At 69.7% G+C, this 15,493-nt stretch carries 14 protein-coding genes; 10 read left to right on the forward strand and 4 right to left on the reverse strand.

The genetic code is table 11. The features are described 5' to 3' along the window. Positions 1 to 4: 4 nt before the first annotated feature. Positions 5 to 1,309 (reverse strand): amino acid deaminase, encoded by a 1,305-nt coding sequence (locus RWN05_RS02130; RefSeq protein WP_314138187.1) that lies wholly within the window; start codon positions 1,307 to 1,309, stop codon positions 5 to 7. A 158-nt stretch (positions 1,310 to 1,467) separates the two neighbouring features. On the opposite strand from RWN05_RS02130, the gene RWN05_RS02135 reads away from it, so the two are divergent. The 4 genes from RWN05_RS02135 to RWN05_RS02150 all read left to right on the forward strand — a co-directional run bounded on the left by RWN05_RS02135 (position 1,468) and on the right by RWN05_RS02150 (position 4,901). Continuing rightward, positions 1,468 to 2,517, forward strand: a complete 1,050-nt coding sequence (locus RWN05_RS02135) for a sugar kinase (protein WP_314138189.1) — start codon at positions 1,468 to 1,470, stop codon at positions 2,515 to 2,517. Next, the gene (locus RWN05_RS02140) at positions 2,514 to 3,287 is read left to right on the forward strand and encodes an IclR family transcriptional regulator (RefSeq protein ID WP_071261505.1); all 774 of its coding nucleotides are present in this window, start codon (positions 2,514 to 2,516) and stop codon (positions 3,285 to 3,287) included. The genes RWN05_RS02135 and RWN05_RS02140 overlap by 4 nt, the downstream gene beginning before the upstream one ends. Before the next feature lie 79 nt (positions 3,288 to 3,366). Next, complete coding sequence (locus tag RWN05_RS02145) at positions 3,367 to 3,771, forward strand: RidA family protein (protein ID WP_064293914.1); 405 nt, start codon at positions 3,367 to 3,369, stop codon at positions 3,769 to 3,771. Between the two features lie 239 nt (positions 3,772 to 4,010). Next, the gene (locus RWN05_RS02150) at positions 4,011 to 4,901 is read left to right on the forward strand and encodes an EamA family transporter (RefSeq protein WP_079000552.1); all 891 of its coding nucleotides are present in this window, start codon (positions 4,011 to 4,013) and stop codon (positions 4,899 to 4,901) included. Between the two features lie 115 nt (positions 4,902 to 5,016). On the opposite strand, the gene manD is transcribed toward RWN05_RS02150, so the two are convergent. From manD to uxaC, 3 genes are all read right to left on the reverse strand, one after another. Next, positions 5,017 to 6,255 (reverse strand): D-mannonate dehydratase ManD, encoded by a 1,239-nt coding sequence (gene manD / locus RWN05_RS02155; protein WP_314138198.1) that lies wholly within the window; start codon positions 6,253 to 6,255, stop codon positions 5,017 to 5,019. Between the two features lie 80 nt (positions 6,256 to 6,335). Then, a complete protein-coding gene (locus tag RWN05_RS02160) occupies positions 6,336 to 7,796 on the reverse strand; it encodes a mannitol dehydrogenase family protein (protein ID WP_314138199.1) in 1,461 nt (486 codons plus the stop codon). A gap of 5 nt (positions 7,797 to 7,801) precedes the next feature. Continuing rightward, a complete protein-coding gene (uxaC, locus tag RWN05_RS02165) occupies positions 7,802 to 9,220 on the reverse strand; it encodes a glucuronate isomerase (RefSeq protein WP_314138200.1) in 1,419 nt (472 codons plus the stop codon). A gap of 184 nt (positions 9,221 to 9,404) precedes the next feature. Between uxaC and RWN05_RS02170 the strand changes: the two genes are divergently transcribed. Genes RWN05_RS02170 through RWN05_RS02195 form a run of 6 tightly spaced genes read left to right on the forward strand, consistent with a single transcriptional unit; the run spans position 9,405 to position 15,449 of the window. After that, entirely contained in the window at positions 9,405 to 10,667 is a 1,263-nt protein-coding gene (locus RWN05_RS02170; protein WP_314138202.1) for a sugar ABC transporter substrate-binding protein, read from the forward strand. After that, positions 10,667 to 11,641 carry a carbohydrate ABC transporter permease gene (locus RWN05_RS02175; RefSeq protein ID WP_079000544.1) on the forward strand — a complete coding sequence of 325 codons (975 nt, stop codon included), beginning with the start codon at positions 10,667 to 10,669 and terminating at the stop codon, positions 11,639 to 11,641. The genes RWN05_RS02170 and RWN05_RS02175 overlap by 1 nt, the downstream gene beginning before the upstream one ends. After that, positions 11,638 to 12,582, forward strand: coding sequence for a carbohydrate ABC transporter permease (locus tag RWN05_RS02180; RefSeq protein ID WP_314138204.1), 945 nt, complete (start codon positions 11,638 to 11,640; stop codon positions 12,580 to 12,582). The genes RWN05_RS02175 and RWN05_RS02180 overlap by 4 nt, the downstream gene beginning before the upstream one ends. A 2-nt stretch (positions 12,583 to 12,584) precedes the next feature. Then, positions 12,585 to 13,418 carry a sugar phosphate isomerase/epimerase family protein gene (locus RWN05_RS02185; protein ID WP_314138206.1) on the forward strand — a complete coding sequence of 278 codons (834 nt, stop codon included), beginning with the start codon at positions 12,585 to 12,587 and terminating at the stop codon, positions 13,416 to 13,418. Positions 13,419 to 13,470: 52 nt separating this feature from the next. Beyond that, the gene (locus RWN05_RS02190) at positions 13,471 to 14,568 is read left to right on the forward strand and encodes a Gfo/Idh/MocA family oxidoreductase (protein ID WP_314138209.1); all 1,098 of its coding nucleotides are present in this window, start codon (positions 13,471 to 13,473) and stop codon (positions 14,566 to 14,568) included. Next, positions 14,565 to 15,449: a sugar phosphate isomerase/epimerase gene (locus tag RWN05_RS02195; RefSeq protein WP_314138211.1), complete on the forward strand. Its 885-nt coding sequence runs from the start codon at positions 14,565 to 14,567 to the stop codon at positions 15,447 to 15,449. The genes RWN05_RS02190 and RWN05_RS02195 overlap by 4 nt, the downstream gene beginning before the upstream one ends. The last annotated feature ends 44 nt before the right edge of the window (positions 15,450 to 15,493 follow it).

A 15,493-nucleotide genomic window follows, 5' to 3' on the forward strand; every position in this document is an offset into this window, starting at 1 on the left:
CGGCTCAGCCGAAGGTGGTGGTGACGGCGTCGACGGCGCTCGGTTCGGCGAGACGGACGTCGTCGATGACCACGAGGGCACGCCACTTGTCGAAGGTGGTGCACGGGTGGGAGAGGCCCAGGCGGATGACGTCACCGACCTCGACGTCGCTGCCGGGCGGCAGGGAGACGAAGGTGTGCTGGTCGTTCATGGCCGTGGTCGTCGCGCCCGGGAGCGGTTCGACGGTGGCGGATCCGGCGCGGCGGACGCCCTGCACCTCGGGGAGCCCTTCGTCGAAGGGGAAGTCACGCTTCCCGCCGTCGACGAGCGCCAGGCCGGGCTCGGGGCGGGAGACGATCGTCGCCCAGCCGTGGATCGCGGAGCGGAAGTCGCCAGTACCCTCGTGGCGGCCCAGCGGCGTGATCCCCCGGTAGAAGCCGTCGTCGTGGGTCACGTAGGCGCCGGAGCGCATCAGCACGTCGACGGCGCGTCCGCGAGCACCGTCGAGGTCGCGCAGTTCCGCGAGGACCTCGGCGACCACGTCGAAGTAGGCACTGCCCCCGGCGGTCACGATGAGGGTCTCGACGCGATCGTCGTAGCGGCCGTCGGCGAGGAGCCCGGTGTGCAGCTCGGCGAGGGAGGTCAGGTAATCACGCACGATCTGCAGCGAGCCGTCGTCGCCGTGGTGCGCGAGGGCCCCCTCGTAGCCGCTGACGCCGGCGAGCGCGAGCTCGGGCGAGGCGACGACGGCCTCGGCGATCTCGAGCGCGGTGGCGTGGTCCCGGGCTCCGGTGCGGCCACCCGGCGCACCGAGTTCCACGAGCACGTGGAGCGGGCGACGCAGTGGCTGCTCGGCGAGCACGCGCGACATGATCTGCACGGCGCGGACGGAGTCGGCCCACACGACGATCTCGGCGTCGCCGCGGTCGAGGGCCCGTCCGACGGCGCGCAGGTGTTCGGGCTGTACGAGGGCGTTGGCCAGCATGATGTGGGGAATCGACCAGTCGAGCGCGACGGAGAGCTGCCACGGGGTCGCGACGGTGATGCCCCAGGCACCCGCGTCGAGCTGACGCTGCCACAGGGCCCGGTTCATCGTCGTCTTGCCGTGCGGCGCGAGGCCCACCCCGGCGCGGTCGCACCACTGTCGCATGGTCTCGACGTTGTCGGTGACCGCCGAGCGGTCGAGCGTGACGAGCGGCGTGGTGAAGTCGGCGAGCGCCGGTCGACCGGCGAGGAACGTGGCGGCGTCGGTCCCGACGGACGCCGGTGGGAAGCCCTTGAGGCTGCCGTCGAGCACGCCCAGAGCACTGGCATCGAAGTCGTCCGTCATGGTCTCCTCGTTTCGCGATCCAGCGCTGCACCCACCGACACCGTGAGCGTCAAGCGTTGCGCATCTTGCAACGTACATTGCATCCGGCGCTACGTCTGTTCTAGCATTGCATCCACAGGCCGTCAACCGGACCCGGCCGAGACGCGAGGGGAACCGTGATGACGACGTCACCGTCCACCGTGAGCACGATCGGCGAAGCGATGGTCGTCCTCCTGCCCGAGGGCCAGCTCCCGGTCGCCGAAGCCCGCGAATACCGGACGGGCGTCGGCGGTGCCGAGTTCAACGTCGCCTCCAGCCTCGCGCGCCTGGGCATCCCGACCCACTGGATCTCGCGCCTCGGCGACGACGGGTTCGGCGACTACATCCTCGAGACGGCCCGGCTCGACGGTGTCCTCACCGACGCCGTCGAGCGTGACGACCACCGGCCCACCGGCCTCTACGTCAAGGAGACGGTCGTGAGCGCCGACGGCGACCGTCGGCCGCGGATGCACTACTACCGCAGCGAGTCCGCCGCGTCGCAGCTCAGCGCCGACACCCTTGGGCACGAAGCGACCCGGGCGGCCATCACCGCCTCGGCCATCGTGCACACCTCCGGCATCACCCCGGCGCTGTCCGACTCGACCGCGCTGCTCGTGGGCGAGCTGGGCGACGCGCTCCCCCGAGACACCGTCCTGAGCGTCGACCTCAACTTCCGGCCGCGACTCTGGGAGCGTCGCTCGACCGCCCCGCTGCATCGCCTGCTCGACCAGGCGTCCGTCCTGTTCCTCGGCGTCGACGAAGCGGAGCTGTTCTTCGGCCACACGGACGCCACCCGCCTCTTCGCCGAGCTGCCGACCCTGCAGCGCATCGTGCTCAAGGACGAGGAGAACGCCGCGACCACCCTCCACCGCGGGTCCGAGGCGGGCATCGAGGTGCGGTCGTTGTCGGTCGACGTCGTCGAGACCGTCGGTGCGGGCGACGCGTTCGCCGCCGGCTACCTCGCCGGGCTGGCCTCGGGTCGCTCCGACACCGCCTGCACGCGGCTCGGCCACGCGGTCGCGGCGTCGACGCTCGTCTGCCACGGCGACCGCCCCGAGCTCGTGCCGGACGCCCAGGGTGTCAGCACCATCGTCGAGGCGACCGATGAGGAATGGGCGTCGTGGCGCATCACCGCGGAGCGCCCACTGCCGTGGACCACCGTCGGCGCAGACGGGATGATCGACGCATGAGCCAGTCCCTGTCCCGCGCGCTCGACCTCCTCCGCGAGATCGTCTCGGGCACCAATTCCCTCGACGCGCTCGCGGCTACGGCCGGTGTGCACAAGACCACGGTGCTGCGCCTGCTCAACACGCTCGAGGAGCACGGCTTCGTCACGCGCGACGCGTCGTTCCGGTACCACCTCGGGCGGGCGATGTTCGAGCTGACCCAGACCGCGCTCGACGAGCAGGACGTCCGCGGGGTCGCCGCTCCGCACATCCGGGCGCTGGGGGCGGCCACGGGACAGACGGTGCACCTCGCCGCCTACGAGGGTGGCTCCGTCTTCTACATCGACAAGGTCGAGTCCCGTCAGCCCCTCCGCATGTACTCGCGCGTCGGCCTGCCGGCCTCCCTGTACGCGACCGGCGTCGCGAAGGTCCTCCTCGGCGGACTCGACGAGGCGGAGCGGCGACGCGTCGTCACGGGCATCGTGTTCGAGCGGTACACCGACAAGACCATCACCGACGCCGACGCCCTGCTCGCCGAGATCGAGCGTTCGACCGAACGCGGATGGGCCGAGGACCACGAGGAGCACGAGAGCTTCATGAACTGCGTGGCCGCTCCGGTCTTCGGGCCCGACGGCCGGGTCACCGCGGCGGTGTCGATCTCAGTCCCCACCATGGTGCTCCCCCACAGCGGCGTCCGCGCCCTCCTGCCGCAGCTCCTTGCCACCACAACCGCGATCTCCACCGAACTCGGCTACGCGCCGCCGGCGCCCGCGGAGGCACCCGTCACCTCCTGACCTCCCACCCGTCCCGTCCCTGATCACCTACCCCGGTCCCTGAGCTTGTCGAAGGGCCACCAACCGAAGGACACACCCCATGACCGAACGCACCGCCATCTCCACCACCGACGCCCCGGCTCCCGCGCACACCTTCTCCCAGGGCGTCCGCAAGGGCAACTTCGTCCAGGTCTCCGGCCAGGGCCCCGTCGACCCCGCGACGAACGAGTACCTGTTTCCGGGCGACGTCGCCGCGCAGACCACCCGCACCCTGCAGAACGTCGAGGCCATCCTCGCGGCCGGCGGCGCGACCTTCGACGACGTCATGATGCTGCGCGTCTACCTCACCAAGCGTGAGGACTTCGCGATCATGAACGACGCCTACGGCGAGTTCGTCGGCTCGCGCGTCAAGGGTGGCGTCCTGCCCTCCCGCACCACGGTCTTCACGGGCCTCCCCCGCGAGGAGATGCTCGTCGAGATCGACGCCATCGCGATCGTCGACTGACGCACGTCCATTCGCCCGAGTTCGGGCGAACGAGCGTTCGTTCGCCCATCTTCGGGCGAACGAACACGTCTCGCCGGAGGCTGGTAGCGTGGTGCGCGATAGCGCCTAGGGTTCCGGAGCGACAGCTCGACTGGTCCGAGCGGCGCCACGGTCGGCGGCCAGCCGAAGACCGTCATCTGACAGGACAAAAGCCCGGAGGACCCTGATCGTCGCGCCCGCGAGGATCGGAAGGGTCCCACGTGTCTCTGCTCGCCGTCACCATCGTCCTCGCCGCCGCGGTCTGCCACGCGGCGTGGAACATCGTCGCCCACGGCGTCAGCCGGATCGGCATGCCCTTCCTCTGGTGGGGGGCCGTGTCGAGCACCGTGCTGTGGGCGATCGTCGTCCCCTTCACCGGCGGGCTCGGTACGGACGCCCTCACCGGCTTCGCCATCGGCGTCATGATCTCCGCCGTGCTGCACTACGTCTACATGCTCGTGCTGCAGCGCGGCTACGCCAGCGGACGCCTCTCCACCGTCTACGCCACGGCGCGCGGCACCGGCCCGACGATCAGCGTGATCATCGCCGTCCTCATCCTCGGTGAACGCCCGTCACTGCTCGCGCTTCTCGGTGTCGCGGCGATCGTCGTCGGCGTCGTCGCGATCGGGTTCGTCGATCGCGGGAGCGACCCGTCACCGGTCGCCGTCGACGTACGCGCCACGCGACGACGCATCGACCCTGCAGTCGCCTTCGGACTCCTCACCGGGGTCGCGATCGCGGCCTACACGATCTGGGACGCGCACGCCGTCCGCACGTGGGGCGCCTCGCCCGTCGCGTACATGGTCGGCTGCACCGCGGTCGAGGTCGTGCTGTTCTCCGGTTCGCTCGGTCGCCGGGCGCGCGAGCTTCCGGCGGTCCTGCGCGCCCACTGGCCACGCATCCTCGCCTTCGGGGTGCTCTCGCCGATGTCGTACATCCTCGTGCTCGTCGCCATCACCATGGCACCGGTCGCCCTCGTCGCGCCGATGCGCGAGGTGAGCGTCATCCTCGTCAGCCTGTTCGGTGCACTCGTGCTCCGCGAGGGCCGACCCGTGCGCCGGATCGCCGCGGCGACCGTCGTCGTGATCGGCGTCGCCCTCCTCGCGGGCTGACCTGGCTCCGGGGCGTTCGCGAGCGCGCCCCTGCGACGTGAGCGCGGGCCTCCGGAGGGGCGCACTCACGCCACAGGCGCGCGATCGGGTCAGCGCACCGCGCTGGCCGCAGGGATCACCAGTCGTGGACGGTGCCGTCGGCGAGACGGTTGTAGGGCAGGTAGGCGCGCTGGTACGGGTACTTGCCCGCCTCGTCCACGTTCAGCTCGACACCGAGACCCGGTGCTTCTCCCGGGTGGAGCATGCCGTTCTCCCAGGTGTAGGACTGCTGGAACACGGCGTCGGTCTTCTCGCCGTGCTTCATGTACTCCTGGATGCCGAAGTTGTGGATCGCCAACCCCAGGTGCATCGCGGCGGCCATGCCGACCGGGGAGATGTCCGTCGGGCCGTGCATGCCCGACTTGATCTGGTACTGCGCCGCATAGTCCAACGTCTTCTTCAGATGCGAGATCCCACCCATGTGCGTCACCGCACCACGCACGTAGTCGATGAGCTGCTCGCGGATGATCTGCTGGTAGTCCCACACCGTGTTGAAGATCTCCCCGATCGCGAGCGGCGTCGTGGTGTGCTGCCGCACCAGCCGCAACGCCTCCGGATTCTCCGCCGGCGTGCAGTCCTCCAACCAGAACAGGTCGTAGGGTTCGAGGCTCTTGCCGAGCTTCGCGGCCTGGATCGGCGTCATCCGGTGGTGCCCGTCGTGCAACAACGGCAGCTCCGGACCGAACTCGTTCCGCACCGCCTCGAACACCGTCGGCAGATGCCGCAGATACGACCTCGTGTCCCAGTCCTCCTCGTTCGGCAGGCCGCCACGCTGCGCCGGCTCGTGGTCGTACCGGACACCCGTGTTGCCCTCGAACGTCGCGTTCGACGCGATGCCGTAGATCGACTGCAACCCCGGCACCGCCGTCTGGATCCGGATCGCCTGGTAGCCCTGCGCCTGATGCTCGCGCACACTGTCGAACAACTCCTCGTTGCTCTTCCCCGACGCATGCCCGTAGGCGAGCAGCCCCGTCCGGGACGCACCGCCCAGCAACTGATACACCGGCATGCCCGCGGCCTTGCCCTTGATGTCCCACAACGCCATGTCGACCGCCGCGATCGCCGCCATCGTCACCGGACCCCGACGCCAATACGCCGACCGATACAGGAACTGCCACGTGTCCTCGATCCGCGACGCATCACGCCCCAGCAGCAACGGCACCACGTGCTCGGACAGATACGCCACCACCGCCAACTCGCGCCCGTTCAACGTCGCGTCCCCCAGGCCGGTCAGACCGTCATCCGTCGTGAGCTTCAACGTCACGAAGTTCCGATCGGGACTCGTGACGATGACCTCAGCCTTGTCGATGTTCATGGGTACTACTCCTTCGTGCGTTGCGGCCGATGTGGCCGGGGTGGTTCCGACGGACTGCGGGTCGGCTGCAGTGGTGGGTGTCAGGGGTTCCGTGGGCGTCCGGTCAGCTCGTCGACCAGGTGCTCCAGCTCGGTGACGAGCGTGGAACCGCCATCCGGCTCCGAGTCGAGGAGGCGGGGATCGATCAGGCGCACGAGCGCCGCGGTCCGCTCCCGACCCTGGAACCTGAGCACCTCGGCGACGGCGGCACCGCTCGCGTCACCCGGCCGGTCGTCGCCCTGGACGGCCGCGACCCACGCGGCGATCACGCGCAGGGACCCGGTTCCCGGCCGACCGGCGGCCCGTTCCGCGAGGAGGGTCGACACGATCCGCACCCGCAGCTTGGTGACCCCCTCGAGGGCGATCTGCTGCAGCCGGTGCTCGATGCGCGCGTTGTCGAAGCGCTCCAGGAGCGCGGTGCGATACGCCGTCAGCCCGAGGTCGTCCGGCAGGTGGCGCTCCGTCTCGTCCCAGTACTCGTCGACCCAGGCCCGGCACTGCTCGTCGCCGACCGCCTCGGCGACCGTCGCATGACCGCGCAGCGGGCCCGCGTAGGCGAGGAGGCTGTGGGCGCCGTTGAGCAGCCGCAGTTTGCGTTGCTCGTAAGGTTCGAGGTCGTCGACGAACCGGGCGCCCGCGGACTCCCACGCCGGCCGCCCGGCGGGGAAGTCGCCGCTCAGCACCCAGTCGGTGAAGGGCTCGGTGACGACGGGAGCGGCGTCGGCGAATCCGGTGAGCGTCGCGGCCGTCGCTTCGTCGGCGGCCGTGGGACGCGGCGTGATGCGATCGACCGAGGACGAGACGAACGAGACCTCATCGGTGATCCACCGAGCGGTCTCCGGGTGGACCCGGTCAGCAAGGGCGAGCATCGCGCGACGGACGAGCGCACCGCCGTCGGCGATGTTGTCGCACGGCAGGATCGCGATCGGACCGGCCCCGGCACGACGACGGGCTTCGAGGCCGAGGAGCAGTCTGCCGAGCGTCGTCGTCGGTCGGGCGTCGCGGAGGTCCGCCGGCTCGACGAAGGCCTCGGACAGCAGGGCGACGTCGTGCTCGACCGCCGGATCCGACGTGTCCGGCCTCCCCTCGGCATCGAGCCGGTACCCGGACTCGGTGACCGTGAGCGTGACGATGGCGGTGGTTTCGGCGGCGAGGAGGTCGTGGAGCCGTGCGACGTCGCCACCGTCCCGCGCCTCGACGATCGAACCGACGATCGTCGCCGAGTCGCCGTCCGCCGAGCGCTCGACGACCGTGTAGAGGCAGTCCTGAGCGTCCAGGTCGACTGCGGCCTGCGGACTCCGGCCGGTGAAGGCGGCGATGCCCCACTGGTGATCGGGGTCGGCGAGCTGGGTGTACCAGGCCTGATGGGCACGGTGGAAGGCGCCGAGTCCGAGGTGGACGATCCGGACCGGTGCCGACGGGAACTCGGGCAGCCGCGCGCGGGACAGACGCGGGACCGCCTGCTCCCCCTGGGCTCCGGCAGCACTGTCCGCGGTCGTCACGGTGCTCACAGTTTGAACACCCGTCGCGGCTGGTCGACGACGAGGTCGAGGATGATGCGTTCGGCCGTCGCCTCGTCGATGCGCCCCTCCCGCACGAGTCGCGCGAGGAACGACGCGTCGAGGCGCCTGGACATGTCGTGTCGGGCGGGGATCGAGAGGAACGCCCGCGTGTCGTCGATGAACCCCGATCCGCGTGAGAACCCGGCCGTCTCCGTCACGGCGGACCGGAAGCGCAGGACGGCGTCGGGCGCGTCGAGGAACCACCACGGTGCGCCGACGAAGACACTCGGGTAGAACCCGGCGAGCGGTGCGATCTCCCGCGAGTAGCTCGTCTCGTCGACACTGAAGAGGACGAGGTGGAACCCCGGAGCCGTGCCGAACCGCTCCAGCAGCGGACGCAGGGGACGGACGTAGTCGGTGCGGACCGGGAGGTCGTGGCCGGTGTCCGGCCCGAAGCGGGCGAGCGTCGGCGAGTGATGATTGCGGTGGACACCGGGGTGCACGGTCATGACGAGGCCGTCCTCGACGCTCATCCGGGCGCTCTCGAACAGCATGTGCGCAGCGAACCGCTCGAGGTCCGCGGCGTCGGCGGTCCCCGACAGCGCGCGGTCGAACAGCGTCGCGGCGTCCGCCTCCTCGAGTTCGATCGTGAGCGGCTGCGGGACACCGTGGTCGGCCGACACCGCCCCGTGCTCGATGAAGTGGCTACGGCGCCCGACGAGCGCCTCGAGATACCCGCGGTAGCTGGACTCCGGTGTCCCGTTCCAGGCGGCGAGTGCCGCGACCCGCTCCACCCACCCGGCCTTCGTCGGATCGAGGTACGCGTCGGGCCGGAAGGTCGGCAGGACGCGCCCGCTGAAGGCGGGGTCCGCCGCGAGGGCGGCATGTGCGGCGAGGTCGTCCATCGGGTCGTCGGTGGTCGCGAGCACCTCGATACGGAAGCGTTCGAACAGCGCACGCGGACGGAACGCCGGCGCTTCGAGCGCCTCCTGGATCGTGTCGAAGAGCCGGTCGGCGTTCGCTTCGTCCGGCTGCTCGGTGACGCCGAACTGCTCACCGAGGATCGAGCTCAGCCAGTACCCGGAGGCGGTGCCGGCGTACAGGTGCCAGTGCTCGCAGAAGCGTCGCCAGGCGTCCCGCGGCGCGGCGACGGCACCACCCTCCGCGAGGTCGGGCACGCCGACGTCCGAGAGGGAGAACCCGGCGGCGTGCAGCAGGCGGGTGACGTAGTGGTCGTGCCGGAGGAACAGCTCGGTGGCGTTCGCGAACGGGGTGTCCTCGACGAGGATCACCGGATCCACGTGTCCGTGCGGCGAGACGATCGGCAGGGCCTCGACCGAGCGGTAGAGCGCCCTGGCGACGTCGCGGGTCCCCGGGTCGGCGGGGAGGAGGCGGTCTGGATCGTTCTGCAGCGTCGTTGGCACGCCTCCATTGAAACCGGGAGAACCCCGCCTGTCAACCGATTGCCATGTCCTTCTGGCAATCGCTTGCCAGATCGACGACCGTCTGCGAGACTGATCCCGCTTCCGCCCGGAACCGTCGTGGTCCAGCACCACTGAAACGCTTCAGCGACGCGAGGAGCAGACCCCGCTATCAAAGGAGATTGCAGTGGCAAACAGCGTTCGTATCGGAATCGCGACCGCGGGAATCCTCGCCCTCGCGTTGACCGCGTGCTCGGGACCGGGCGGCGACGACTCGGCCGACGGCCCGGTGACGCTCGAGTTCTGGGCCTGGGGCTCGAACATCGACAAGCGCGTCGAGGTGTGGAACCAGGCCAACCCCGACATCCAGGTCAACATCTCGCAACCCGCGAGCGGAGCGGACATGCCCGTCCGCGTCCTGAGCGCGGTGCGAGCCGGCGACGGCCCCGACATCGCGCAGGCGGAGTACACGCAGCTGCCGACCTACGTGTCGGCCGGCGTCCTCGCCCCACTCGACAGCGCGAAGCAGGACCTCGAGGAGGCCTACTCCCCCACGGTGCTCGAGAGCGTGTCCTTCGACGACACGGTCTACGGCGTCCCGCAGGATCTCGGGCCGGCGCTCTTCGTCTACCGGAACGACCTCTTCGCGCAGTACGGCCTCACCCCGGCCGCGAGCTGGGAGGACTTCCGCGCCCTTGCCGAGCAGGTCCGCACCCTCGACGGTGACCGCTACCTCTTCAATTTCAGCTCGATCGACGCCGACCAGTTCATGGGGCTCGCCCTGCAGAACGGCGCCCAGTGGTGGGACTACGCCGACGAGCAATGGGGTGTCGACATCGACAGCGCCGAGACGCGGGAGGTCCTGGACTTCTGGCAGGGCATGGTCGAGGACGACCTCGTGAGCACCTACCAGACCGGCAGCCCCGAGCAGATCGAGGCGACCGCGAGTGGCCGGGTGCTCGGCACGATCGCCGGCGCCTGGGCTCCCGGTCCACTGCTCAACCAGTACCCCGACACCGTCGGGCTCTGGTCGGCCGCACAGATCCCGCAGTGGGACCCCGCCGATCCGCGGGTCTTCGCCCGTGGCGGTTCGGCCAACGTCATCCTCAAGGAGAGCCCGCACTACGACCAGGCGCTCGAGTTCATCACCTGGCTGAACGCGTCCGATGAGGGCGCCGAGGGGCTCGTCGAGGTCAACAAGTTCACCGGCGCTCTCCACGGCCAGGAGATCGACCGCACGCCGCCGGAGCTCATGCCCGAGGACACCACCTATTGGCCGAGCGCCACGGAAGCCGCGTCGAAGCTCGTCACCGTGCAGTGGGGACCGAACACGCAGGTGGCCTTCACCGCCATCACCGACGAGCTCGGCAACGCCATCGAGGGGACGAGCCCGTGGGCCGATGTGCTCCCGAAGGTGCAGGACATCGTCGAGAAGGACCTGGCGGGCTGATGACCGCGCCGACCATCGAGCGGGGCCGCGGTCGGACGGAGGACGATCCGACCGCGGTCCCCACCAGACGGCGCGTCTCGCTGACCCGCCCGCACCACCTGTTCGCGTGGGTGCTCATCGCCCCCGCGGTCGTCCTGTTCGTCTTCGTGTTCGTCATCCCGATCGTGTACTCCGGCGGCCTCAGTCTCATGGGCACCGCGGCGGGTGCGAGCGCCTACGGCGTGCGCGAGGAGGTCTTCGTCGGCCTCGGCAACTACACGAAGGTGCTCCAGGACCCCACATTCTGGACGAGCCTCGGCAACCTCGCCGTGTACGCGCTCTTCCTCGTGCCGATCATGATGCTCACGGCGATGCTGTTCGCGCTGCTGCTCGACCTCCCGAGAGCCCGCCTCCGCGCGTTCAGCCGCATGGCGATCTTCCTGCCGTACGGCGTGCCGAGCGTCATCGCGGCGCTCATGTGGGGCTTCCTGTACGTGCCCGAGATCAGCCCGATCTACCAGCTCGCCGAGACCTTCGGCCTGCAGTTCCCGACGCTGCTGCGCGGCGACCTCGTCATGACGGCGATCATCAACGTCGTGCTGTGGGGCGGGATCGGCTTCAACACGATCATCCTGTACACCTCGCTGCAGTCGCTGCCGAAGGAGCAGATCGACGCCGCCCGTATCGACGGCTGCAACGAACCGCGCATCGCCTGGTACATCAAGCTGCCGCACATCGTGCCGGCCACGATCCTCACCGGGCTCTTCTCGATCATCGGCGCCCTCCAGGTGTACAGCGAGCCGCAGATGCTCTCGAGCCTCACCCCGGCCATCAGCTCGACCTACTTCCCACTGATGCGGGTGTACCGGGACGCCTTCGCCCACGACGACCTCAACTCGGCGTCGGCGGCATCCATCATCCTCGCCCTCGCCACGGTGCTGCTGTCGCTCCTGGTGCTCGGCGGGCAACGCCTCGCAGCTCGGAGGAACGCATGACCACCACCGCACGCACCGCGGAACGCGCGGAGGAGGACCGTCGCGCTCGCGAGACCGTCGTCCGCGCCGATCGCGGCCGCATCCGCAAGCCGAAGGAATCCGTCAGCCTCGTCCACAAGCTCGGCGGAATCCTCCCGACGGTCGTGCTCCTGATCGCCGTCCTCTACTTCCTGCTCCCGATGGTGTGGGTCGTGTTCGCCGCCACGAAGAGCACCGGCGAGCTGTTCTCCACGAGCGCGTTCACCCTCGGCTCGAGCCTCATCGACAACATGACCGACCTGTTCGCGTACGAGAACGGCTCCTTCGCGCGCTGGTTGGGCAACAGCTTCATCTACTCGATCGGCGGCGCACTCCTGTCGACCGCCGTCTCGGCCGCCGCCGGCTACGCGCTCGCGCTCTACCGGTTCCCGGGTAAGAAGGCCGTGATGGTCGGACTGCTCGCGGGTGTGCTGCTCCCGACGATCACGCTGGCGATCCCGCAGTACATGCTCTTCGCACAGCTGAACCTCACGAACACCTACTGGGCGGTGCTCATCCCGATCTCGATCACCCCGTTCGGGATCTACCTCTCCTACGTGTTCGCGCGGGGCTCGGTGCCGCAGGAACTCCTCGAGGCGGCTCGGGTGGACGGGTCGAACGAGGGGCGCACCTTCGTCTCGATCGGCCTGCCGCTCTTGTTCCCCGGTCTCGTGACCGTGTTCCTGTTGCAGTTCATCGGTGCCTGGAACAACTTCCTGCTGCCGTACATCATGCAGTCGAAGTCGGAGCTGTCGCCCATCACGGTCGCCATGTTCCTCATGCTCAACCGTGGCGGTAGCGAACCGGTGCTCTACTCGGTCGCCATCGCCGGGGCGCTCGTCGCCGTCATCCCCGTGGTGATCTTCGTGCTCGTCCTGCAGCGGTTCTGGCGCCTCGACCTCATCTCGGGGAGCCTGAAGTAGCGATGACCATCCCACCGACGACGGAACGGAACCACATGTCCGACTCGAACCCGACCGCCCAGCGGTACCCGCTCACCGGGTACGGCGTGATCGTCCCCTCCGAACGCATCCCCGGTGCGTTCGCGTCCGGAGCCGACTACGCCGAACCGACCATCGTCGGCAACCTCGTCGTCGCCGACGGAGACGCGTGGACGCGCCATCCCGACTACGACGCGAGCGTCCGACGCGGGTCGTTCGCCATCCTGTTCCCCGGCGACCTGTCGCTCGCCGACCCCGACTTCCCGGCGGAACGCGTCACGGCGTACCTCGACGTCGTCATGCCGATCATCGGTTCGGTCTCGGAGCCCGGCGCGAAGATCGTGTTCGGGAGCGGGACGGCGCGCACCATCCCCGCCGGAGTGGACGTCACGGCCGCCCGCGCGAGGTTCGCAGAAGTCGTCGTCGAGACGCGCGACACGGCGGAGCGGAACGGACTGCAGATCGTCCTCGAACCATTGAACCGGGACGAGACGAACCTGCTCAACTCGCTCGAGGAGACGGTCGCCTTCCTCGACGAGTTCGGGATCGACCGCGTGCCCGTCGTCGCCGACCTCTTCCACATCATGCTGGAGGAGGAGCCGCTCGCCGTCGTCAAGGCCCTCGGCGCCCGCATCGGACACGCCCACATCGCCGATGCCGGACGACGGCCGCCCGGCCAGGGCGACTGGCCGCTCACCGAGTTCATCACGGCCTTGCGCGACGGCGGCTACGACGGCCCCGTCACCGTCGAGTGCCTCTTCGAGGACTTCGAACCGGAGCTCGAAGCCGCCCTCGCGCACCTCCGCCAGCTCGCCTGAGCCGGCACGGACACCGACCCACCCCACGCACAGAACTGGAGCGAACCCCAGCATGTCCCGACCGCACCGCATCGCCATCGCCGGCGCCGGCATCATCTCGAAGCAGCACGGCATCGTCATCGACCAGCTTCGCGACGAATTGGAACTCGTCGCCGTCGCCGACCCGGAGCTCGCGAAGGCGGAGGCCCTCGTCGCCGAGCGCGGCGGACGGGCGTTCACGACCCTCGCGGAGGCGCTGGCGCAGACCGACCCCGACATCGTCGTCGTCTGCACCCCCACCGGCCTGCACGCCGACCTCGCCATCGAGGCGCTCGAGGCCGGCAAGCACGTCATCATCGAGAAGCCGGCCGACGTCACCGTCTCGCGGACGGACGACATCATCGCCGCGCAGGAGCGCGCCGGTACCGTCGTGACCGTCATCTCCCAGCACCGCTTCGACCCCTCGACGGAGATCGTCCTCGCCGCCGCCGAACGCGGAGACCTCGGGCGCATCACCTCGGGCATCGCCTCGGTCGACTGGTGGCGCGGGCAGAGCTACTACGACTCCGGCGACTGGCGCGGCACCTGGGCGCTCGACGGCGGCGGCGCGCTCATGAACCAGGGCGTGCACACGGTCGACCTGCTGGTCGCCCTCCTCGGACGTCCCGTCGAGGTCTTCGGGTACACCGCGCTCCTCGCCCACGAGCGCATCGAGACCGAGGACGTCGCGGTCGGCGTCGTCCGCTTCGCATCCGGTGCGCTCGGTGTCATCCACGGCTCGACGGCCGTCTACCCGGGCCTCGTCGCGCGGCTGCAGGTCCACGGCGACCGCGGCTCCGCGGTCATCGAGAACGACCAGCTGACCTACTTCCACTCCACTCCCGCGGGAACGGAGCGCGCCGAGGCCTTCTTCGGCTCGCAGGGCAAGGACACGAACCAGGCGGCGCAGTTCGCAGACGAGACGCAGGCGGGCTCGAGCGTCGCCGGACAGATGTCGGACGCGCACCTGCACCAGTACCGGAACGTCCTCGCCGCGATCCGCGGAGAGGAGCAGCTCCGCGTGACGCTGGCCGAGAACCGCCAGGCGATCTCGATCATCACCGGTCTCTACGAGTCCGCACGCACGGGCCAACCGGTCCGCCTCGACGCCGTTGCGGCGGTGGCCCGATGAGCGCGCAGCGGGCGAACCGGGTGGCGGCGAACCCCATCCCGTACTGGAGTGCGCGAGGCAAGACCCGCGAGGTGTTCGAGGAGGCCTTCGCCGACTTCCAGCGCATCGGGTTCACCGCGGTGAAGGCCGACATCCCCGAGGGCATGACCGCGGACGAGTACCGCACGTGGATCGGCGGCTACGGCCTCGCACCGTCGCTCAGCCTGTTCAGCAGCGCGTTCGACGAGACGATCGTCCTCGCCGAGGTCCTCGAGGCGGCGAAGGCGTTCGGGGCGGCCCAGGCCTCCCTCGGACTCGACCGGACGATGATCTCCTCGATGGCGATCCCGGCGCGCATGGCCACGCCGGCGATCGGCGCCGACTTCTCCCAGGCGCGGCTCGACCTGGCCATCGAGAACGCCGGCCGGACCTGCGAGGTCCTGCTCGCCGAGGGGATCCGCCCCCTGCACCACTCGCACGTCGGTGGCGTCTTCGAGACCGAGCACGAGATCCGCAGTCTGCTCGACACCCTCGGACCGGACCTCATCGGGTTCGGGCCTGACACCGGACACCTCCGCTGGGCGGGAGCGGACCCGGTCGCGATGATCACCGATTACCGCGACCGCCTCGGCGGCATCCACATCAAGGACGTCTACGCCGATCACCTCGACGGCGCGGCGGACGGTGCGCTGAGCTACCACGAGACGTCGCAGACAAAGCGGCTGTGGGCGGAACCCGGGCTCGGTGTGCTCGACTTCGACGCGATCGTCGCGGCGATGCCCGCGGACTACGACGGCGACTACATGATCGAGGTCGACTTCCCGAGCGTCGAGAGCGTCTACGAGTCCCACCGCTTGTCGTACGAATGGGCCGGCCACGCACTCGATGTCGCGACCCGCTGACCAGGCAGGCCTGAGCCCGCACGCCGAGGCCGCGGCAGTACGAT

This window comes from uncultured Plantibacter sp. (assembly GCF_963518075.1).
Lineage (GTDB): Bacteria > Actinomycetota > Actinomycetes > Actinomycetales > Microbacteriaceae > Plantibacter > Plantibacter flavus_A.